The organism is Streptomyces sp. NPDC088254, assembly GCF_044740925.1.
GTDB lineage: Bacteria > Actinomycetota > Actinomycetes > Streptomycetales > Streptomycetaceae > Streptomyces.
The window spans coordinates 162,564-183,502 of sequence record NZ_JBIURQ010000010.1 but is presented as its reverse complement, the minus strand read 5'-3'; the positions used below and the strand labels follow the sequence as shown (position 1 = coordinate 183,502).

The window sequence follows — 20,939 nt, the reverse complement described above, 5'->3', positions numbered from 1 at the left end:
GCATGGACATCCGCACCGATCAAGGCCATTTGGGGAAGGTGTCATGACTGCCAACGTCGACGGAGTGCCCGACAAATTCGCGACCCTCGGGCTGACCTACGACGACGTGCTGCTGCTGCCGGGAGCGTCCGAGGTGCTCCCCAACGCGGTCGACACCTCGTCCCGCATCTCCCGCAACGTCCGGGTGAACATCCCGCTGCTCTCCGCGGCGATGGACAAGGTCACCGAGTCCCGCATGGCGATCGCCATGGCCCGTCAGGGCGGCGTCGGCGTGCTGCACCGCAACCTGTCCGTGGAGGACCAGGTCAACCAGGTCGACCTGGTCAAGCGGTCCGAGTCCGGCATGGTCACCGACCCGATCACGGTGCACCCCGAGGCCACGCTCGCCGAGGCCGACGCCCTGTGCGCCAAGTTCCGCATCAGCGGCGTCCCGGTCACCGACCCGGCCGGCAAGCTGCTCGGCATCGTCACCAACCGCGACATGGCCTTCGAGTCGGACCGCACGCGCCAGGTGCGCGAGGTCATGACGCCGATGCCGCTGGTCACCGGCAAGGTCGGCATCTCCGGCGGCGACGCCATGGAGCTGCTGCGCCGCCACAAGATCGAGAAGCTTCCGCTGGTCGACGACGCGGGCGTCCTCAAGGGCCTGATCACGGTCAAGGACTTCGTCAAGGCCGAGCAGTACCCCAACGCCGCCAAGGACGCCGAGGGCCGGCTGCTCGTCGGTGCGGCCGTCGGCGCGAGCCCCGAGGCGCTGGAGCGCGCCCAGGCGCTGGCCGAGGCCGGTGTGGACTTCCTGGTCGTCGACACCTCGCACGGCCACAACAGCAACGCCCTCAGCTGGATGTCCAAGATCAAGTCGAGCGTCGGCGTCGACGTGATCGGCGGCAACGTCGCCACCCGTGACGGCGCGCAGGCCCTCATCGACGCCGGTGTCGACGGCATCAAGGTCGGCGTCGGCCCCGGCTCGATCTGCACCACGCGTGTCGTCGCCGGCATCGGCGTCCCGCAGGTCACCGCCATCTACGAGGCCTCCCTCGCGGCCCGCCCGGCCGGCATCCCGCTGATCGGCGACGGCGGCCTGCAGTACTCCGGCGACATCGGCAAGGCGCTCGCCGCCGGCGCCGACACGGTGATGCTGGGCAGCCTCCTCGCCGGCTGCGAGGAGTCGCCGGGTGAGCTGCAGTTCATCAACGGCAAGCAGTTCAAGTCGTACCGCGGCATGGGCTCGCTCGGCGCGATGCAGTCCCGCGGCCAGGCCAGGTCCTACTCCAAGGACCGCTACTTCCAGGCCGAGGTCGGCTCCGACGACAAGCTCGTGCCCGAGGGCATCGAGGGCCAGGTGCCCTACCGCGGCCCGCTCGCCAACGTGCTGCACCAGCTCGTCGGCGGTCTCCGCCAGACGATGGGGTACGTGGGCGCGGCCACCATCGGGGAGATGGAGAGTAAGGGACGCTTCGTCCGGATCACCTCGGCGGGCCTGAAGGAGAGCCACCCGCACGACATCCAGATGACGGTCGAGGCGCCGAACTACAGCACCAAGTAGACGCAGGGCTTCCGCCAGGGCGGCCCCGGAATCCCCCGGGGCCGCCTTCGCTCGTTCCGGGGCCGCCCTCGGTGTGCCCGCCGGGCCCGTCGGCGATACTGGAAGACGCTGAAACGCATCAGGGAAAGGCCACAGACGTGACTGAGATCGAGATCGGGCGCGGCAAGCGCGGCCGCCGGGCGTACGCCTTCGACGACATCGCCGTCGTCCCCAGCCGCCGTACGCGGGACCCGAAGGAGGTCTCGATCGCCTGGCAGATCGACGCCTACCGCTTCGAGCTGCCGTTCCTGGCCGCCCCCATGGACTCGGTCGTCTCCCCGGCCACCGCGATCCGCATCGGTGAGCTCGGCGGGCTCGGCGTGCTCAACCTCGAAGGCCTGTGGACGCGGCACGAGGACCCGCAGCCGCTGCTGGACGAGATCGTCGAGCTGCCCGTCGAGGCGGCCACCCGGCGTCTGCAGGAGATCTACGCGGCCCCCATCAAGGAGGAGCTGATCGGGCAGCGCATCAAGGAGGTGCGCGACTCGGGCGTGGTCACCGCCGCGGCGCTCTCCCCGCAGCGCACCGCCCAGTTCTCCAAGGCCGTCGTGGACGCGGGCGTGGACATCTTCGTCATCCGCGGTACGACGGTCTCGGCGGAGCACGTCTCCGGCTCGCACGAGCCGCTGAACCTGAAGCAGTTCATCTACGAGCTCGACGTCCCGGTGATCGTCGGCGGCTGCGCCACCTACACCGCGGCCCTGCACCTGATGCGCACCGGCGCGGCCGGCGTGCTGGTCGGCTTCGGCGGCGGCGCGGCGCACACCACGCGCAACGTGCTCGGCATCCAGGTCCCGATGGCCACGGCGGTGGCCGACGTCGCCGCGGCGCGCCGCGACTACATGGACGAGTCCGGCGGCCGGTACGTGCACGTGATCGCCGACGGCGGCGTCGGCTGGTCCGGCGACCTGCCCAAGGCGATCGCCTGCGGCGCGGACTCGGTGATGATGGGCTCCCCGCTGGCCCGGGCGACCGACGCGCCGGGCCGGGGCCACCACTGGGGCATGGAGGCCGTCAACGAGGAGCTGCCGCGCGGCAAGAAGGTCGACCTCGGCACGGTCGGCACCCTCGAGGAGGTCCTCACCGGCCCGTCGCACACCCCGGACGGCTCGATGAACTTCTTCGGCGCCCTCCGCCGCGCCATGGCCACCACCGGCTACAGCGAACTGAAGGAGTTCCAGCGCGTGGAGGTCACGGTCGCGGACTCGGTCCACCGCCGCTGACCCGGAACCCTCGAAGGGGCCGGCCGGCTCACCCAGGTGAACGGCCGGCCCCTTTCGCATGCCCGCTCGCGGGGGCGGAGTACGGGTCGAACCCGGGGCGCGCTGGGCGCCCCCCCTTCACAACCGGTGCGCCGCCCCCGTCGGGGTGGCTCCTCTGGTGTCCAGGAGCAGTTGTGCCTTCACCGAGAGGCCCTGGAGGTCGTACACGCGGTGTTGCTGGAGCAGGATCGTGAGGTCGGCGTCGGCGGCTGCTTCGTAGAGGGACTCGGCGCGGGGGACCGGGCGGTCGAGGACGCTCCAGGACGGGACGTGCGGGTCGTGGTAGCTGACCGCGGCGCCCAGCTCCGTCAGGCGGATCGCGATCTCGCGCGCGGGGGTGTTCTGCCGGTCGGCGAGGTCGGGCTTGTAGGTGACGCCGAGGAGCAGGACGCGCGCGCCGCGGGCGGACTTGCCGTGCTCGTTGAGGAGGGCGGCGGCGCGCTGGACGACGTAGCGGGGCATGCGGCTGTTGACCTGCTCGGCCAGCTCCACCATCCGCAGGGGGCTGCCGAGGTGCCCGGTGCGGTTCAGCGGCACGGAGTGGCCGCCGACGCCGGGGCCGGGGCGGAAGGCGTGGAAGCCGAAGGGCTTGGTCTCGGCGCAGCGGACTACGTCCCAGAGGTCGACGCCGAGGTCGTGGCACAGGACGGCCATCTCGTTGACGAGGGCCATGTTGACATGCCGGAAGTTGGTCTCCAGCAGGTGCACGGTCTCCGCCTCGCGCAGCCCACGCGCGCGTACCACCTTGTCGGTGAGGCGGCCGTAGAACGCGGCGGCCGACTCGGTGCAGGCCGGGGTGAGGCCGCCGATGACCTTGGGGGTGTTGACGGGGGTGAAGTCCCGGCGGCCTGGGTCGACGCGGCTCGGGGAGTACGCGAGGTGGAAGTCGCGGCCCGCGCGCAGACCGGACGTCTCCTCCAGCAGCGGCCGCAGGAACTCCTCCGTCGTCCCCGGGTAGACGGGTGACTCCAGGATCACGGTGGTGTGCGGGCGCAGATGCCCGGCGAGGGTGCGGGCGGCCGCTTCGACCTGGCTCAGGTCGAGCCCGCCGTCCGCGTCGCGCGGGGTGGGGGCGCAGATGACGGCGGTGCGCACCCGGCCGAGCAGCGCGGGGTCGGTCGCGGGCCGGAAGCCCCCCGAGAGCATCCGGCGCAGTTCGGCGGGGCTGAGGGAGCCCGCCTCGGGACCGGTGCGGTAGCCGAGCGTGGGGATGCCGGCGGCCACGGCGGCCTGGGCCAGGGGCAGGCCGAGCGGTCCGAGTCCGATCACGGCGAGATCTGCGGGCATGGCGTGAGCCGTCCTTCCCAATAACCGAAGCGGGACAGGTACGCAAGCCCTGTGGACAGGACGAGCGAACTCAATGTCACACTAGGAGTAAATATGACCGATATGCGGGATTGGTCGGCTGTGTTCGGTGGTGTTTCCCGAGTTTTCGGGCACTCGGCGACGGTCACGTGAGGGTTGTCCACAGGCTGGGGGTGCGTGGTGGCCGAAGTCGGACGATCCAGCCAGAATCTGGGCATGGGGACAAGCGACGCGGCCTCGCCCTGACGGCGCGGCCCACGCGAGGCGACAGCGGGAGGCAGCGGTGAGGACAGCGACACTGGGACCGGCGCAGCGAGCGCGGTCACTGGCGGCCATGGCCGAGGGCGAGCTGGACGTGCTGGTCGTGGGAGGCGGAGTGGTCGGCGCGGGCACCGCGCTCGACGCCGTCACCCGCGGACTGTCGACCGGCCTGGTCGAGGCGCGGGACTGGGCGTCGGGCACCTCCAGCCGTTCCAGCAAGCTGATCCACGGCGGTCTGCGCTACCTGGAGATGCTCGACTTCGCCCTCGTCCGCGAGGCGCTCAAGGAGCGCGGCCTGCTGCTGGAGAGGCTCGCGCCCCACCTGGTCAAGCCCGTGCCGTTCCTCTACCCGCTCCAGCACAAGGGCTGGGAGCGGCTCTACGCCGGTTCGGGCGTGGCCCTCTACGACGCCATGTCCATGGCCCGCGGCCACGGCAGGGGCCTGCCCATGCACCGGCACCTGACCCGCCGTCACGCCCTGCGCGTCGCCCCCGCCCTGAAGAAGGACGCCCTGGTCGGCGCGCTTCAGTACTACGACGCCCAGACGGACGACGCCCGCTTCGTCGCCACCCTGGTGCGCACCGCGGCGGCGTACGGCGCGCAGACGGCCAACCGGGCGCGGGTGACCGGCTTCCTGCGCGAGGGCGAACGGGTCGTCGGCGCGCGCGTGCAGGACGTCGAGGGCGGCGGCGAGTACGAGGTGCGCGCCCGACAGGTCGTCAACGCCACCGGTGTGTGGACCGACGACACCCAGGCGATGGTGGGCGAGCGCGGACAGTTCCACGTCCGCGCCTCCAAGGGCATCCACCTCGTCGTCCCCCGGGACCGCATCCACTCCACCACCGGGCTGATCCTGCGCACCGAGAAGTCGGTCCTGTTCGTCATCCCCTGGGGCCGGCACTGGATCGTCGGCACCACCGACACCGGCTGGGACCTGGACAAGGCCCACCCGGCCGCCTCCAGCGCCGACATCGACTACCTGCTGGAACACGTCAACGCCGCCCTCGCGGTCCCCCTCACCCGCGACGACGTCGAGGGCGTCTACGCCGGTCTGCGCCCCCTCCTCGCGGGCGAGTCCGACGCCACCAGCAAGCTGTCGCGCGAGCACATCGTCGCTCACTCCGTGCCCGGCCTGGTCGTGGTGGCCGGCGGCAAGTACACGACGTACCGGGTGATGGCCAAGGACGCCGTCGACGCCGCGGTGCACGGGCTGGACCTGCGGGTCGCCGACTGCGTCACCGAGGAGGTGCCACTGCTCGGCGCGGAGGGCTACCAGGCACTGTGGAACGCGCGGGCGCGCACGGCCGCCCGGACCGGGCTGCACGTGGTGCGGATCGAACACCTCCTCAACCGGTACGGCTCGATGGCCGGGGAACTCCTCGACCTCATCGCGAACGACCCGTCGCTGGGCGAACCGCTCCAGTTCGCCGACGACTACCTGCGCGCCGAGATCGTCTACGCCGCCTCCCACGAGGGCGCGCGGCACCTCGACGACGTGCTGACCCGGCGCACCCGCATCTCCATAGAGACCTTCGACCGGGGCACGCGCAGCGCGCGGGAGGCGGCCGAACTGATGGCGCCCGTCCTCGGCTGGGACAAGGACCAGATCGAGCGCGAGGTCCAGCACTACGAGAAGCGGGTGGAGGCCGAGCGGGAGTCCCAGCGCCAGCCCGACGACCTGACGGCGGACGCGACACGGCTAGGGGCGCCGGACATCGTCCCGCTGTGACCCGCCCGGCCTCGGATCTGCGCCGGCCCGCGGGTGCGTCGTGGCTTGTCCCGCAGTTCCCCGCGCCTCTGCGGTACGTGCAGTGCACCTGCTCAAGGGGCGCGGGGAACTGCGCGATCGGCCACAACCGGCCGGCCGGCCGGCGACAATGCGCGCCTCCTGCGGAGTGCTGCCGCCGTCCGTAACTCGGCTGCGGGCGGGGCCGGTTCGAGGAGGTGCGGATCCGCACCGCGCCTTCTGGCCGGAACACGCCGGCGCTCATGTGCCGTCAGGGGCCCCCTGGGCGTCGGGCACTTGTCGGGTAGGGGACAATGGAGGCTCTGTCAGGGCGGGTTGCATGAGGGGACGCATGTCGGAGGCGGAGCGGGCGGGGACATCCCGTCAGGACAAGAGTGCACGTCTCCTCGCCGGGCGGTACCGGCTGGGAGACGTACTCGGCCGCGGCGGCATGGGGACGGTGTGGCGCGCGGAGGACGAGACCCTCGGGCGCACGGTCGCCGTCAAGGAGCTGCGGTTCCCGTCGAACATCGACGAGGAGGAGAAGCGCCGGCTCATCACGCGGACGCTGCGCGAGGCCAAGGCCATCGCCCGTATCCGCAACAACAGCGCGGTGACCGTCTTCGACGTCGTCGACGAGGACGACCGGCCGTGGATCGTGATGGAGCTCGTCGAGGGCAAGTCGCTCGCCGAGGTCATCCGTGAGGACGGCGTGCTGCGGCCCAGGCGCGCCGCGGAGGTCGGGCTCGCGATCCTCGACGTGCTGCGCTCGGCGCACCGCGAGGGCATCCTGCACCGCGACGTGAAGCCGTCGAACGTGCTGATCGCGGAGGACGGCCGGGTCGTCCTCACCGACTTCGGCATCGCGCAGGTCGAGGGCGACCCGTCCATCACCTCCACCGGCATGCTCGTCGGCGCGCCCTCCTACATCTCCCCCGAGCGTGCCCGCGGCCACAAGCCCGGACCGGCCGCGGACCTGTGGTCGCTCGGCGGTCTGCTGTACGCGTCGGTCGAGGGCAGCCCCCCCTACGACAAGGGCTCCGCGATCGCGACGCTCACCGCGGTGATGACCGAGCAGCTGGAGGAACCGAAGAACGCGGGCCCGCTGAAGGACGTCATCTACGGCCTGCTCACCAAGGACCCCGAGCGCCGGCTCGACGACGCCGGGGCGCGGGCGATGCTCAACGCGGTGATCCACGGGCCCGACCCGGACGACGCCGAACCGGCCGACGCGACCAAGCTCGTGCCGCTGCCGATGCAGCCGGACAGCCCGGACGGCAGGGGCGGTTCGGGCGGCTCCGGGGGAGCGGAGGCGGCAGAGAAGCTGCGCGGGGCGTTCCGCTCCGTGCGCAAGGCCGCCGTCGCGGCCGGGGCGGCCACCTCGGCGGCCGCGGCGCGCGCCAAGTCGGCCAACGGGTCGGGCGGTTCGGCGGGCTCGTCGGGCGCGACCGGTTCAGCCGGCTCGTCCGGTGCGGCCGGCTCGGGAGCCGTGCGGGCCGGTGACTCCGTGAAGGGCGGCGAAGGGGCCGGTTCCGGTTCCGCTTCCCGTTTCGACTCCGGTTCCGGTTCGGGTTCCGGTTCTCGTTCGGGGTCGGGCTCGGGATTCGGCTCGGGGTCCCGTGCCGGGGCCGCCAAGTCCGCGCCCTCTGCCGCGGCTGCAGCGCCGAGGTCCGAGGCCGGTGCGCGGACCGGCGCGGCCACGGCCACGGCGGCGTCCGGATCCGCGCCCGCCCCGGTGTCCGGATCCTCCGGGACGACCGCCGGCGGGACGGGTAACGGCGGCACGGGCGGCCGCAGTTCCGGGTGGCCCGTGATGACTCCGCCGGACCTTCCGCCGCGGCCCGTGCCCCGGGCGCCGATCACCGACGTGGTGCCGAAGAGGACGCTGGTCATCATCGCCGTGGTGGTCGTCCTCGCGGTGCTCGGCACCGTGCTGGCCGTCGTCCTCAACGGGGACGGCAAGACGACGAACGGCGCGAAGCCCGGCGGCTCCCCGGCCGGCGTGAGCGCCGGCTCGGCGCCGGGCAAGAGCCCGAGCCCCGACACCAAGGGCGACGAGGCCGACGGCACCCGAACCGACGGCGCGACCGGCCGGTCCACGTCCACCGGCACGGGGTCCGCGGCCGCCCCGAGCGGCGCCGTCGGCGCGACCGGCACCGCCGGGACCGGCGCCTCCGCCGGCGGCGTGGGCCGGGCGGTGACGACCCACAAGGGCTCCCAGGGTTACTCCATAGGCCTGCCCGCCGGGTGGAAGTACCAGGAGGCGAGCGACGCCGGTGACCGGTTCACCGGGCCTGACGGACAGAAGCTGCTCGTCGCCTGGACGTCCACACCCAAGGACGACCCGGTCGCGGACTGGAAGAACCAGGAGCGCTCCATGAGGCGCTCGCAGTACCAGAAGATCCGCATAGAGAAGGTGGCCTACCGGGGCTGGAACACGGCCGACTGGGAGTGGACCTACACGGCGGACGGCACCGGCTACCGCACGATCGACCGCGGGTTCGTGGTCAGCCCGAGTCAGGGATACGCGCTGATGTACACGGCGAAGTCGGCCTCATGGGACGGCGAGCTGCGCCGGAGCACCTGGACGACGCTGACGGAGACCTTCCAGCCGAAGAAGTAGGACGCGGGTCCGCCGTGTGCGGTGCGTGAGATCTGGGCATCCCTCCTTGCGAGTTGCCTCCGGCACGTATCGTGAGTGGCTGCGGACCGTACGCATCCGGCTGTTCGGCCGGATCCGGCCGGAACGGACCGCGGGACGAACGGAATTGATCGACCGGGCGGCCGGGGGAGGCATCGTGGACGACTATGCGGGACGGGTGCTCGCCGACCGCTACCGCCTGCCGCTGCCGCCCTCCGACGAGTACGAACTCGCCGAGACCCGGGCCTTCGACACCTACAGCGGGCAGGAAGTCCTGGTCAGGCAGGTGCCGTTGCCCGAGGTCGTCGAGGCGGAGGTGCTCGACGCGGAAGGGCTGCCCGACGGGTTCACGGCGCGTACGCCCGGCGCGCGGCGGTCTGCGGGACGCGCGGGGGCCAGTACGCGCCGGCCCGCCGATCCGGTCGTACGACGCGCGGTGGACGCGGCGCAGGCCGCGGCCGGCATCCCCGACCACCCCCGGCTCGACCAGGTCTTCGACGTGTTCGCCGAGGGCGGCTCGCTGTGGGTGGTGAGCGAGCTGGTGGCGGCGCGACCGCTCGCGGCGCTGCTCGCCGAGAGGCCGCTGACGCCGTACCGGGCCGCCGAGGTCGCCTCCGACGTGCTGATGGCGCTGCGGGTGCTGCACGCGCACGGCTGGGTGCACCGCAACATCACCGCACGCACCGTCCTCGTCTGCGACGACGGCCGGGTCATGCTGACCGGCCTGGCGGTCGGCGCGGCGGAGGAGGCGCTGTGCGGGTACGACCCGGTGCCGCAGGAGGAAACCGAGGACGCCGGTACGGGCTTTGACGCTCTGTCGGGTGCGGGGCCGGGCCAGGGTCCGGGTGCCGGTCCGGTCGGCGTCGGAGGTCCGCCCGGCTTCGGAGGCCTGCCCGGCTTCGGCGGTCCGGGCGGCCCGGCGGGCGGTGCTGCAGGGCACGCGCGGCCGCTTCCGGGCGGGCATCGAGCGGGGCAGTTCGCGGGCGGCGCCGACGAGGGCGACCCCGAGGCCGCGCGACGGGCGGCGATCGAGGCGCGGGCGGCCGGAGGGCTGCCGCCGGCCGGCCCGGAGCGCGCCGACGCCGACGGGGCGTCCGGCGGACCGGCACCCGGAGCACTGGAGACCGGCGGGGACATCCGTGCCGCGCGCGCCGGGGCGATCGCCGCGTACCGCGCGGGTGCGCGGGCGGCGGCCCGGGTCCAGGAGGCCCAGCAGAGCGGGCGGGCGGCGCTGCCGGGGGCACGTACGTCGTCCGAGGGCGACGCCCGGGCCGTCGGCGCGCCGTACGTCCTCGGAACCGGCCGGGAGCAACCGCCCGGGAGCCCGGGCGGCGGTGCGCGCCCGGGGGAGATCGCCGACCCCTACGGGACGCGTGGGGCGCACGCTCCGGGCGCGGCGGCGATCGGGCCGGTGCCCGTGCCGCCGCAGGGCGTCGCGGCCGGCGGCGAGACCCTCACCGGCGCGCGATGGGACGAGCCGGCGGGCGGGGCCGGGGTGCGCCGGGGGCCCGCCACTGCGCTGGCCGCCGAACGGGCACGGCAGGCGCGGATGGCCGTCGTCGGCCCCGTCACCGAACGCTGGGCGCCGGAACAGGCCGGCCCCGTGCACGAGAACTGGCAGCTGGCCGCGCCCATCGGACCCGCGACCGACCTGTGGGCGCTCGGCGCGCTCCTGTTCAGGTCCGTCCAGGGACACGCCCCGTACCCGGAGGACTCGACGGCGGAACTGGTGCAGCTGGTGTGCGCCGAACCGCCCGCCTTCGCCGAGGAGTGCGGCCCGCTCCGTCCGGTCGTGGAGTCGCTGCTGCGTCAGGACCCCACCGAGCGGCCCGAGTTCGAGGAGCTGAGCGGCTGGCTGCGCTCGCTGGTGCGCTCGGCCCCCGAGCCCGAGGCGGGCACCTACGTCGTCGCCGCGCCGCCCACCGATCCGCGCCGGCTGCCGATCGTCCGCCGCCGGGGCGAGCTGGTGCGCAGACGGCGCGCCGGTCTGCCCGCGAGCGGACGGCACAAGCGGGCCCGTGAGGAGACCGGCCGCTCACCCCGCAGCCTGGGCCGCACACTGCTGGTGCTGATACTGCTGGCGATGGCCGCGGCGATCGCGTACGCCGTGCTGTTCATGCCGAAGGCCGGCGAGGAGAACTCGGGCGGCGCGCCCGGAGCCGACCGCACCGGGGCCGCCGGCCAGGCCGAACAGGCGCCCGACGCGAGCAGCGCGCCCCGGCCCGACCAGAACTCGCCGTCGGCCGACGAGAGCGCCTCCGCCCCGGCCTCCGGTGGCTCGGGCGAATCCGGAGGGACGGCGACGCAGTCCGGCTCGGCTGGGTCCGCGGCGGGCGCCGCCCCGGGCTTCACCGTGCGCAAGGACGCGGACGGGTTCCAGGTCGCCGTCGCCAACGGCTGGGACCGCGCTGCCAGGAACGGGCGCGGTCAAGTGGTGTACTCCCATGGCAGTTTCGAGCTGATCCTCGTCCCCGGCCGGGACACCGCCGCCCGGTTCGGCGGCGACCCGATGGTCTACCAGCGGGAGAAGGAGAGCGAACTCCAGCCGTACCGCGACTCCAGCTGGGCCACCGCGTCGGGACTGCGGACCATCCAGGTGGGCGGACGGACCATGGCCGAGGGCCAGTTCACATGGACGGGCGTCGGCGGGCGGGAGCTGTTCGTGCGCAACCTCGCACTGCTCCTCGACGGGCGCTACCACGTCGTCCAGGTGCGCGGCCCGGCGGCCGAGCGTGACGAGGTGACACGGCTGTTCGAGCAGGCGTCGGCGACGTACCGGTACACCGGCTGAGCCGGACGGGGCTGTCGCGACAGGCCCGAAGCCCGATCGGTTCCCGTTCCGGCCGGGAAGCGACAACCGTCACAGTGCGGTTTCCTTGCCACCCCGCTTGTTCCCCGAAGGGGTGACGGTCTTTACGCTGACCCTGTCAAGAACATTGCGGGGCAACGTGAATCAGATGCAGGGCTCGCTCATCGCGGGCCGCTACCGGCTCGCCGACGCGATCGGCAGCGGCGGCATGGGCCGTGTGTGGCGTGCGCACGACGAGCTGCTGCACAGGGCCGTCGCCATCAAGGAACTGACCGCCGCGCTGTACGTCTCCGAGAGCGACCAGGCCGTCCTGCTGGCACGCACCCGGGCGGAGGCCCGCGCCGCCGCGCGGATCAACCACTCTGCCGTCGTCACCGTGCACGACGTGCTCGAACACGACGGCCGTCCCTGGATCGTGATGGAGCTGGTCGAGGGCCGCTCGCTGGCCGACGCGGTCAAGGAGGACGGGCGCGTCGAGCCCACCGAGGCCGCGCGGATCGGCCTGTGGGTGCTGCGCGCGCTGCGCGCCGCGCACACCGCCGGCGTCCTGCACCGTGACGTCAAGCCCGGCAACGTGCTCCTCGCCCACGACCGGCGGGTCCTGCTCACCGACTTCGGCATCGCCCAGATCGAGGGCGACACGACCATCACCCGCACGGGAGAGGTCGTCGGATCCGTCGACTACCTCGCGCCCGAGCGGGTCCGCGGCCAGGACCCCGGCCCGTCCTCCGATCTGTGGGCGCTCGCCGCGACCCTCTACACGGCGGTCGAGGGCCGTTCGCCGTTCCGCCGCACCTCGCCGCTGACCACCCTCCAGGCGGTCGTCGAGGAGGAGGCCGAGGAGCCGCGCCACGCCGGCCCGCTCGAACCCGTGATCACCGCCTTGCTGCGCAAGGACCCGGCCGACCGGCCCACCATGGCCGAGGCCGAACAACTGCTCGCCGAAGCGGCGGAGGGCCGCCGTCCGAGCGGCGCCCAGGCGTTCGTACCGACGCGGTTCACCGGCGACGGCACGGGCGGCTACCGGGCGGACGGCACGGGCGCGGGTGCGGGCACGGGCGGTCATCAGGGGCCCGGCACGGCAGGCTCGTACGGCGCTGCGGCGTCGGAAGCCGCGACTGCGGCTGCGGGCTCCGCCGAGACGCCCGGCCGGCACCGGCACGACACGCAGCCCCACGCCCAGCCCCGTCACCAGCCGTACGGGACGGTCCCGACCGCCGTCGGCCAGCCGTCTGTCGGCCGGACTCCCGTCGGTCCGGCCGGTCCGGGGCCGGTGCCGCCGGCGGCGGTCCACTCCTCGAGGGCCCCCGCCGAGCCGACGCGCTCCTCGCGGCGCCGGAAACTGCGCAACCTCACGCTCGTGGTCGTCGTCGCCGCGCTGGTCGGCGGCGGTACGGCGCTGACGTTGCAGAAGTGGGACGAGGGCCGGCGCTCGACCGCCGGCGCCGCCACGTCCGGCACCTCGCCGACGCCCACCGACAAGCGCGCCGAGCAGGGCGCGGTGCCCGACTCCTGGGAGAAGGTCACCGACCCCCTCGGCTTCGGGCTCTCCCTTCCCCCGGGCTGGAAGCGCCAGGTGTTCCAGGACGCCGGCGACCTGAAGCAGATCGACTACACGCCCGACGGCGGCGAGCACTTCGTCCGCATCGCCATCGACGCCTCCCCGGACTTCGCCGACCCCCTCGCTCACCAGCTCGACCTGGAACAGCAGTTGCAGCGGCTGGTCGACTACAAGCGGGTCACGCTGGAGCGGAACCTCTACCGCGACCGCGACGGCGCCGAGTGGGAGTACTCCTGGACCGCGCAGGCCAAGGACACGCCGTTCCCCGGCCCGCGGCGCGCGATCGAGGAGACGTACATCGCCCGCGACGGCACCGAATACGTGATCTACATGTCCTCGCCGGCCGAGGACTGGGACACCGCCGCCCAGCAGTTCAAGTCCGTGCTGCGGAGCTGGCGTGAACCCTCGGGCGCTTCCTGAGCCGGAGCGTGCGCCGCCCTCCGCTCCGCGCCCTCCGGCCGTGTGTGTGACTTGGCCGGTCGCCGCCCCGGAGGCGTGCCGTCCGGTGCGGCATGATGGGGCGCATGGGGACCGAGGGGGACGACGGCCGGGTGATCGCCGGCCGCTACCGGCTGGAGACGAGGCTCGGGCGCGGTGGCATGGGCGTCGTCTGGCGGGCCACCGACCGGCTGCTGGGGCGACGCGTCGCCGTCAAGGAACTCGTCCAGGACGACGCGCTCTCCGCGGCGGAGGCCCGTGGCCGGCGTGACCGGACGCTGCGCGAGGCCCGCGCGGTCGCCCAGCTGAGCCACCCGCACATCATCGTCGTGCACGACGTCGTCGAGGAGGACGAACGTCCCTACATCGTGATGGAGTTGGTCGACGGCGGCTCGCTCGCCGACCGGATCGCCGAAGGCGGCCCCGTGGAGCCGCGCGAGGCGGCCCGGATCGGCGCCGACCTGCTCGGCGCCCTGAGTGCCGCGCACGCCGCCGGAGTGCTGCACCGGGACATCAAGCCCGCCAACGTCCTGATCGAGGCCGGCACCGGCCGCGCCGTCCTCACCGACTTCGGGATCGCCCAGGTCGCGGGGGCCACCACGCTCACCGAGACCGGGTCGTTCGTCGGCTCACCCGAGTACACCGCGCCCGAGCGGATGTCCGGCGAGCGGACCGGCCCGGCGTCCGACCTGTGGTCCCTGGGCGCGCTGCTGTGCACCGCGCTCAGCGGTGAATCGCCGTTCCGCCGCGACTCGTTGGGCGGCATCCTGCACGCCGTCGTCTTCGCCGAGATCCGTACGCCCCCGCAGGCCGCGCCGCTGCTGCCCGTCGTGCGGGGGCTGCTGGAGCGCGACCCCGACCGGCGGATGGGCGCGGCGGAGGCGGAGCGCCTGCTGCGCGCCTTCCTGGACACCGGGCGCACGCCGGAGACGGCCCGGGACACCGGACGAACGCTGTCGGGGTGGCGCAACACCGGGCGCACGGCTTCCGCCTGGCTGCACACCGGGCGTACGCCGTCGGCGCGTGCGGCGGTCGGGTACACGCCCACGCAGGCCGACGTGCCGCTGGGGCAGCCCCCGCTCCCCGAGGAGGCGGGCTCCGGCCGGGAGCGCTCCCCGAGGGGTGTGCTGGTGGCGGCGCTGCTGGTCGCCGCCATGGCGGGGGCCGGGGTTTCCGCGGCGGCGCTGCTGGTGGACCAGGGCGGCAAGGGCGGCGGCCCGGCGGCGAGTTCCGCGCCGGGACGGCCCACGAGCGCCTCGCCCACGGGGGAGTCACCGGCGGGGTCGCCGCCCACGACGTCGTCGCCTTCGGGAACATCCTCCACGGGATCGTCGTCCACGGGATCGTCCAAGGGGGCGGACGGCACCGGCGCGGGTCCTTCGCGGACGAGCGGGGCGTCCGGCAGGGAGCGGCCCTCCGCGCCGTCCGGGTACCGCGTCGCCGACGACCCGGCGGGGTTCGCGCTCGCCGTGCCGGAGGGGTTCACCCGCGTCCCGCAGGGCGAGCGCGTCTTCTACATGTCGCAGGGTGACAGGTTCCGCCTGGGCATCAAGATCTCCGCACCCCGACGGGGCGGCCCGCTCGGCGTGATGCGGCGCTCGGCCGCCAACGGGGGGCAGGACTACCCCGGTTACCGCGACGGCCATGTCACCGAGACCACACGCGACGGACGTCCCGCCGCGCTCTGGGAGTTCACCTGGGACGGCTTCAGCGCGACGGAGGGACGCCGGCACACCTACGACCTGTGCTGGGAGGAGGACGGCCGGATGTACGACGTGTGGGTGTCGGCGCCGGTCGACGAAGTCCGGCAGGCCCGGGAGTACTTCGACGTGGCGGTCGACACGCTGGTCCCCGCCTGACACCCAGGACTCGTCACACCGCCCTGCGACGCCCGCCACACGCCGTGCCGGTCTACGTCGGGCCCTTCGTGGTAGTCATGAGACATGACTGACGACGGGGAGCCCGAGGACGACAAGGGCCGGATAGTCGGCGGGCGTTACCGGTTGCTGGAGCGCATCGGTTCCGGCGTCACAGGCACCGTCTGGCGGGCGCACGACGAGGTCGGTGAACGCGAAGTCGCCGTCAAGCGGCCCCACTCGCCCGACGATCCCGATGACGAGGAGCAGCGCAGAGCCGCCCACCGTCTGTACCGGGAGGCGCGCGCCGCCGCCCGCGTCGACCACCCCTCCGCGGTCGCCATCCACGACGTGGTGATGGAGGAGGACGAGGGCCGCCAGGACGCGTTGCCCTGGATCGTCATGGAGTCGGTCCGCGGCGAGTCCCTGGACGAGGTCCTGCGGCGCGGCCCGCTGAAGCCGTCCGAGGCCGCCCGCATCGGCCTCGCCGTCCTCGGGGCCCTGCGCGCCGCGCACGCCGTGGGCATCGTCCACCGGGACGTGAAACCCACGAACGTCCTGCTCGCCGAGCCCGACCGGGTCGTCCTGACGGACTTCGGCATCGCCGACACCCAGGGCGAGGACGCGCCCGTGCAGGGAGAGGGCCAACTCCTTCTGGATCACGGCGAGTTCGTTGCGCCCGAGCGGACGTGCGGGCTGGGAGCCGCCGGGCCCGCCGCCGATCTGTGGTCGCTCGGCGTCCTGCTGTACGCCGCCGTGGAGGGGCGCGCCCCCGGTCACGCCGGCTCCGCGGACGGGCGACCCGCACCGAAGGAGGCCGGCCCGCTGGGCCCGCTCCTCGTACGGCTGCTGGAGCGGGACCCCGAGCGCAGGCCGTCCGCGACGGAGGTCGCCGCGGTGCTGGAGGCGGTGGCGGAGGGGCGGACACCGCCCGCGCCCGGCCCGCGCCCCGGGAACGCCAGGAGCCTGAGGAGCCCCAGGGGGCAGAAGCAGACCAGGAGCCCCAGGGGGCCGAGGCGGCGCAAGGCGGAGCCGTCGTCCGACGAGCCGCACGTGGCGCCCTCCGCGGAACAGGCGGACGCCCCGCTTCCCTCCCCGCCCCCCGATCCGTCACCGCTCCGCCGTCCCCTGCACAGCCGCCCCCTGCCCCTGACCCTTCTCACGCTCCTCCTCGCCGGAGCCGCCTGGCTCGGGACGTCCTTCGTGGGCGAGCCCGACAGCGGGGCGAGCACCGGGCGGACGGGCTCGTCCTGGGTCGCCCACCCCGAGCCCGCCATGGGCGCCGTCCTCTCCCTCCCCGCCGGCTACCGGGAGACGGCCCGGCAGGGCAGCGGCGGCGGGCGTGAGCCACGGGTGGTCGTCTACTCGGCCGGCTCCCTCGTCGTACGGCTCACGCAGTGGGACCGTGCGCCCGCCTCCCCGGCGGAGCGGGCCGCGCAGGCGGGCGAGGCGTGGAGCCGTGCCGGGGGAGGCGCGCGGACGCTGACCACCGTCACGAGTTTCCGCGGTCAGGAAGCCGTCCTCGCCGACACCACCCGCGGTCCCGCCGGCCGCGCGGGCCGCGTCCTCGAACTCTTCGTCCGCACCGACGACCGGCGACTGTACGAACTGCGCGTGGACATGCCCAAGGGGACGCCGGACGAGGAACGCGGCGCCGCGGTTTTCCGGTCGGCCCGTGACCGCCTCCGCGTCGGTGAGCACTGACGCACCCCGCCTGATCAGCGGCTTCGCTGCCAGTGACCACTGGCGTGGTGTGCGCACCCGGTGAACGACTATTACCGACGGGTACCAAAAGGCCTTCGCGCGTCATACCCTGCGCCTCATGACGGACTCGCAGGCCACGGACAGCACCGGCACCAAGACCCCGGCCGGTACCAATCCCCTCGCTCCCGCCCCCACCGGCGTCCGCACCGCCGCGGACGTGGTCACCCCCCAGCTCGTCGCCCACCTCACCAAGGGCGTCGTGGGCTCCGGGCGCACGGCCAACCACACGCCCTTCACCGGCGAGAAGCTCGCCGACCTGCCCGAGTCCACCCCGCAGGACGTGGAGAAGGCGTACGAGGCGGCCCGCGCCGCCCAGCGGGTCTGGGAGCGGGTCCCGGTGCGCGAGCGTGCCGCCGTTCTGCTCCGCTTCCACGACCTGATTCTGGAGCGCCAGGGCGAGGTCCTCGACCTGATCCAGCTGGAGACCGGCAAGGCGCGGCTGCACGCCCACGAGGAGGTGCAGGCGGTCGCCGTCGCCGCCCGGCACTACGGCCGCAAGGCCCCCGCCTACCTCAGGCCCAAGGGGCACGCCGGCGCCATACCGACCCTGACGAAGGTCACCGAGCTGCGCCACGCGCGCGGGGTCGTCGGCCAGATCGCCCCCTGGAACTACCCGCTGGAGCTGTCCGTCGGCGACGCGCTCCCGGCGTTCGCCGCGGGCAACGCCGTCGTCATGAAGCCGGACACCGAGACCTGTCTGACCGCTCTGTGGGCGCGGGACCTGCTCGTCGAGGCGGGCCTGCCCGAGGACGTCTTCCAGGTCGTCCTCGGCGAGGGCCCGGTCGTGGGCCCCGAGGTCGTCAGGCACGCCGACTACGTCTCCTTCACCGGCTCCACCCGCACCGGCCGCGAAGTGGCGCAAGGCGCCGCCGCCCGCCTGATCGGCGTCTCACTGGAACTCGGCGGCAAGAACGCCATGTTGGTCCTCGAGGACGCCGACATCGAGAAGGCGGCCGCGGGCGCGGTCCGCGCCTGCTTCTCCTCCGCCGGCCAACTCTGCATATCCATCGAGCGGTTGTTCGTCCATGAGTCGATCGCCGACGCCTTCCTTGAGCGCTTCGCCGCCCGTACCCGGGCCATGCGGCTCGGCAGCTCCCTCGCCTACGGCGCCGACATGGGCTCGCTCGCCGGGGAGCGCCAGCTGAAGGCGGTCGAGCAGCACGTGGAGGACGCCCTCGCCAAGGGCGCGAAGGCGATCGCAGGCGGTGTGGCGCGCCCCGACATCGGCCCGTACTTCTTCGAGCCGACCATCCTCGACGGCGTCGAGGACTCCATGAGCGTGTGCACGGAGGAGACGTTCGGGCCGGTCGTCTCCGTCTACCGCTTCAAGAGCGACGACGAGGCGGTCGAGCGCGCCAACTCCACGCCGTACGGGCTCAACGCCTCCGTGTGGACGACGAGCGCGCGCCGCGGCCGGGACGTCGCCGCCCGGCTGCGCACCGGCACGGTCAACGTCAACGAGGGCTACGCGCCCGCCTACGGCAGCGTCCAGTCCCCCATGGGCGGCATGAAGGACTCCGGCCTCGGCCGCCGCCACGGCTCCGAGGGCATCCTCAAGTACACCGAGGCGCAGACGGTGGCCCACCAGCGCCTGCTGCCGATGGCGCCCTCGCTCGGCATGGACGACGAGAAGTACGCGCAGTTCATGAACCGCAGTCTGAAGCTGATGAAGACCCTCCGGTTCAAGTAGTCCCCGGGGGCCGCAGGGGCGCCCGGGCCCGCGAGCCGTTCGGCAGGAACACCCGTTCTCGACGAGGAGAGCACGTGCCACAGGACACCTACGACTACGACGTGGTCGTCGTCGGATCGGGCTTCGGCGGCTCGGTGACGGCCCTCCGCCTCACCGAGAAGGGCTACCGCGTGGGCGTCCTGGAGGCGGGCCGCCGCTTCACCCGCGCCACGCTGCCGAAGAACTCCTGGGACCTCAGGAACTACCTGTGGGCGCCCCGGCTCGGCCTGTACGGCATCCAGCGCATCCATCTGCTGGGCAACGTCATGGTCCTGGCCGGCGCGGGCGTGGGCGGCGGCTCCCTCAACTACGCCAACACCCTCTACGTCCCGCCGAAGCCGTTCTTCGAGGACCCGCAGTGGCGTGACATCACCGACTGGCAGGACGAGCTCCGGCCGTACTACGACCAGGCCCGCCGGATGCTCGGCGTCCGCCTCAACCCGACGACCACCCCTTCCGACGTGCACCTGAAGGCGGCCGCCGAGCGGATGGGCGTCGGGGACACCTTCCACATGGCGCCGGTGGGCGTGTTCTTCGGCGACGGGCAGGACGCCGACGGGTCGGCGCGGGCGAAGCCGGGGGAGGAGGTGCCGGACCCCTACTTCGGCGGGGCGGGTCCGGCCCGTAAGGCCTGCACGGAGTGCGGCGAGTGCATGACCGGCTGCCGGCACGGCGCGAAGAACACCCTCAACGAGAACTACCTGTACCTCGCGGAGAAGGCGGGCGCGGTCGTGCACCCGCTGACGACGGTCGTCTCGGTCACGGACGACTCGCGCGGCGGCTACGCGATCGCCACCCTGCCCACCGACGACCGCCGCAAGGGCGGGGGGCGGACGTTCACTGCCCGCAGGGTCGTCCTCGCCGCCGGCACCTACGGCACCCAGACCCTCCTGCACCGCATGAAGGAGAGCGGTCGGCTCCCCTACCTCTCCGACCGGCTCGGCGAGCTGACCCGCACCAACTCCGAGGCCCTGGTGGGAGCCCAGACCGACGACCGCCGCTACCGCAGGGCCACGGGCCACGAGAAGGTCGACTTCACCCGCGGCGTCGCCATCACCTCCTCCATCCACCCGGACGACGACACCCACATCGAGCCGGTCCGCTACGGCAAGGGCTCCAACTCGATGGGCGGCCTGTCCATCCTCCAAGTGCCCTACGCCGAGGGCTCGTCGAGGGTGGCCGGCTGGCTGGCGCACGCCGCCCGTCACCCCCTGCTCGTCCTGCGCTCCCTGTCCAACCGGCGCTGGTCGGAGCGGACCATCATCGGCCTGGTGATGCAGTCCCTGGACAACTCGCTCACGACGTACCTGAAGCAGTCCGGCCCAGGAAAAGGCCTGCTGACGGCACGTCAGGGGCACGGCAGCCCCAACCCCAAGCAGATCAGGGCGGCTTCGGAGGCGGCCTCCGCGATCGCCGCCGACATCAACGGCTTCGCCGGCTCCAACGTGGGCGAACTGATGGGCACCCCGCTCACCGCCCACTTCCTCGGCGGCTGCCCCATCGGGGACTCGCGTGAGAGCGGCGTCATCGACCCCTACCACCGTCTCTACGGCCACCCCGGGATCTCCGTCGTCGACGGCGCCGCGGTCTCGGCGAACCTGGGCGTCAACCCGTCGCTGACGATCACCGCCCAGGCGGAGCGCGCGATGTCCTACTGGCCCAACAAGGGCGAGGAGGACCCGCGTCCGGCGCAGGGCGCGGCGTACGAGCGTCTGAAGCCCGTCGAGCCGAGGACACCGGCGGTCCCGGCGGACGCCTTCGGCGCGCTGCGGCTGCCGTTCCTGGGGATGCCGGCGGTGCCGCCGAAGAAGTAGCGGGGTACGCGGGGAGCTCGGCGTGGGGCGTGCGGGGCGCCCGGCGTGGGGTGCGCGGTGAGTCTCGGGCGGGGTGCACAGTGCTCCTGGCGCGGGGGTGCGCGGTGCTCCTGGCGCGGGCGCATGTGAAAGAGGGACCTGCGCCCCCCTCCGAGTGCAGGTCCCTCTTCGTCCGTGACCGGCCCTCA

11 protein-coding genes are annotated in these 20,939 nt (G+C 73.5%); 10 read left to right on the top strand and 1 reads right to left on the bottom strand.

The window, feature by feature from the left end; all coding sequences use genetic code 11:
- The first annotated feature begins 43 nt into the window (after positions 1-43).
- Positions 44-1,546, top strand: coding sequence for an IMP dehydrogenase (guaB, locus tag ACIOC0_RS27825; RefSeq protein ID WP_402158468.1), 1,503 nt, complete (start codon positions 44-46; stop codon positions 1,544-1,546).
- 137 nt (positions 1,547-1,683) lie between these two features.
- Positions 1,684-2,808 carry a GuaB3 family IMP dehydrogenase-related protein gene (locus ACIOC0_RS27820; RefSeq protein ID WP_402158466.1) on the top strand — a complete coding sequence of 375 codons (1,125 nt, stop codon included), beginning with the start codon at positions 1,684-1,686 and terminating at the stop codon, positions 2,806-2,808.
- A 117-nt stretch (positions 2,809-2,925) separates the two neighbouring features.
- On the opposite strand, the gene ACIOC0_RS27815 is transcribed toward ACIOC0_RS27820, so the two are convergent.
- The gene (locus ACIOC0_RS27815; RefSeq protein ID WP_351095381.1) at positions 2,926-4,134 is read right to left on the bottom strand and encodes a nucleotide sugar dehydrogenase; all 1,209 of its coding nucleotides are present in this window, start codon (positions 4,132-4,134) and stop codon (positions 2,926-2,928) included.
- A gap of 301 nt (positions 4,135-4,435) precedes the next feature.
- Here ACIOC0_RS27815 and ACIOC0_RS27810 point away from each other — a divergent pair, with 301 nt between their 5' ends.
- The 8 genes from ACIOC0_RS27810 to ACIOC0_RS27775 all read left to right on the top strand — a co-directional run bounded on the left by ACIOC0_RS27810 (position 4,436) and on the right by ACIOC0_RS27775 (position 20,751).
- Entirely contained in the window at positions 4,436-6,142 is a 1,707-nt protein-coding gene (locus tag ACIOC0_RS27810) for a glycerol-3-phosphate dehydrogenase/oxidase (RefSeq protein WP_402158463.1), read from the top strand.
- 349 nt (positions 6,143-6,491) lie between these two features.
- Positions 6,492-8,762, top strand: a complete 2,271-nt coding sequence (locus ACIOC0_RS27805) for a serine/threonine-protein kinase (RefSeq protein ID WP_402158720.1) — start codon at positions 6,492-6,494, stop codon at positions 8,760-8,762.
- A gap of 175 nt (positions 8,763-8,937) precedes the next feature.
- Positions 8,938-11,571: a protein kinase gene (locus tag ACIOC0_RS27800; protein WP_402158461.1), complete on the top strand. Its 2,634-nt coding sequence runs from the start codon at positions 8,938-8,940 to the stop codon at positions 11,569-11,571.
- Positions 11,572-11,737: 166 nt separating this feature from the next.
- Positions 11,738-13,570 carry a serine/threonine-protein kinase gene (locus ACIOC0_RS27795; RefSeq protein WP_402158459.1) on the top strand — a complete coding sequence of 611 codons (1,833 nt, stop codon included), beginning with the start codon at positions 11,738-11,740 and terminating at the stop codon, positions 13,568-13,570.
- Positions 13,571-13,674: 104 nt separating this feature from the next.
- Positions 13,675-15,447 carry a serine/threonine-protein kinase gene (locus ACIOC0_RS27790; RefSeq protein ID WP_402158456.1) on the top strand — a complete coding sequence of 591 codons (1,773 nt, stop codon included), beginning with the start codon at positions 13,675-13,677 and terminating at the stop codon, positions 15,445-15,447.
- An 84-nt stretch (positions 15,448-15,531) separates the two neighbouring features.
- Positions 15,532-17,148 (top strand): serine/threonine-protein kinase, encoded by a 1,617-nt coding sequence (locus tag ACIOC0_RS27785; RefSeq protein ID WP_402158454.1) that lies wholly within the window; start codon positions 15,532-15,534, stop codon positions 17,146-17,148.
- A 118-nt stretch (positions 17,149-17,266) separates the two neighbouring features.
- Positions 17,267-18,898, top strand: a complete 1,632-nt coding sequence (locus tag ACIOC0_RS27780; RefSeq protein ID WP_402158451.1) for a succinic semialdehyde dehydrogenase — start codon at positions 17,267-17,269, stop codon at positions 18,896-18,898.
- 74 nt (positions 18,899-18,972) lie between these two features.
- Complete coding sequence (locus ACIOC0_RS27775; RefSeq protein ID WP_389034516.1) at positions 18,973-20,751, top strand: GMC oxidoreductase; 1,779 nt, start codon at positions 18,973-18,975, stop codon at positions 20,749-20,751.
- The last annotated feature ends 188 nt before the right edge of the window (positions 20,752-20,939 follow it).

What these genes read in the sequence shown, in the direction of transcription:
- guaB (WP_402158468.1), top strand. Translation starts at nt 44, where the DNA reads ATGACTGCCAACGTCGACGGAGTGCCCGACAAATTCGCGACCCTCGGG.
- ACIOC0_RS27815 (WP_351095381.1), bottom strand. Translation starts at nt 4,134, where the DNA reads ATGCCCGCAGATCTCGCCGTGATCGGACTCGGACCGCTCGGCCTGCCC.
- ACIOC0_RS27805 (WP_402158720.1), top strand. Translation starts at nt 6,492, where the DNA reads ATGTCGGAGGCGGAGCGGGCGGGGACATCCCGTCAGGACAAGAGTGCA.
- ACIOC0_RS27795 (WP_402158459.1), top strand. Translation starts at nt 11,738, where the DNA reads ATGCAGGGCTCGCTCATCGCGGGCCGCTACCGGCTCGCCGACGCGATC.
- ACIOC0_RS27790 (WP_402158456.1), top strand. Translation starts at nt 13,675, where the DNA reads ATGGGGACCGAGGGGGACGACGGCCGGGTGATCGCCGGCCGCTACCGG.
- ACIOC0_RS27785 (WP_402158454.1), top strand. Translation starts at nt 15,532, where the DNA reads ATGACTGACGACGGGGAGCCCGAGGACGACAAGGGCCGGATAGTCGGC.
- ACIOC0_RS27780 (WP_402158451.1), top strand. Translation starts at nt 17,267, where the DNA reads ATGACGGACTCGCAGGCCACGGACAGCACCGGCACCAAGACCCCGGCC.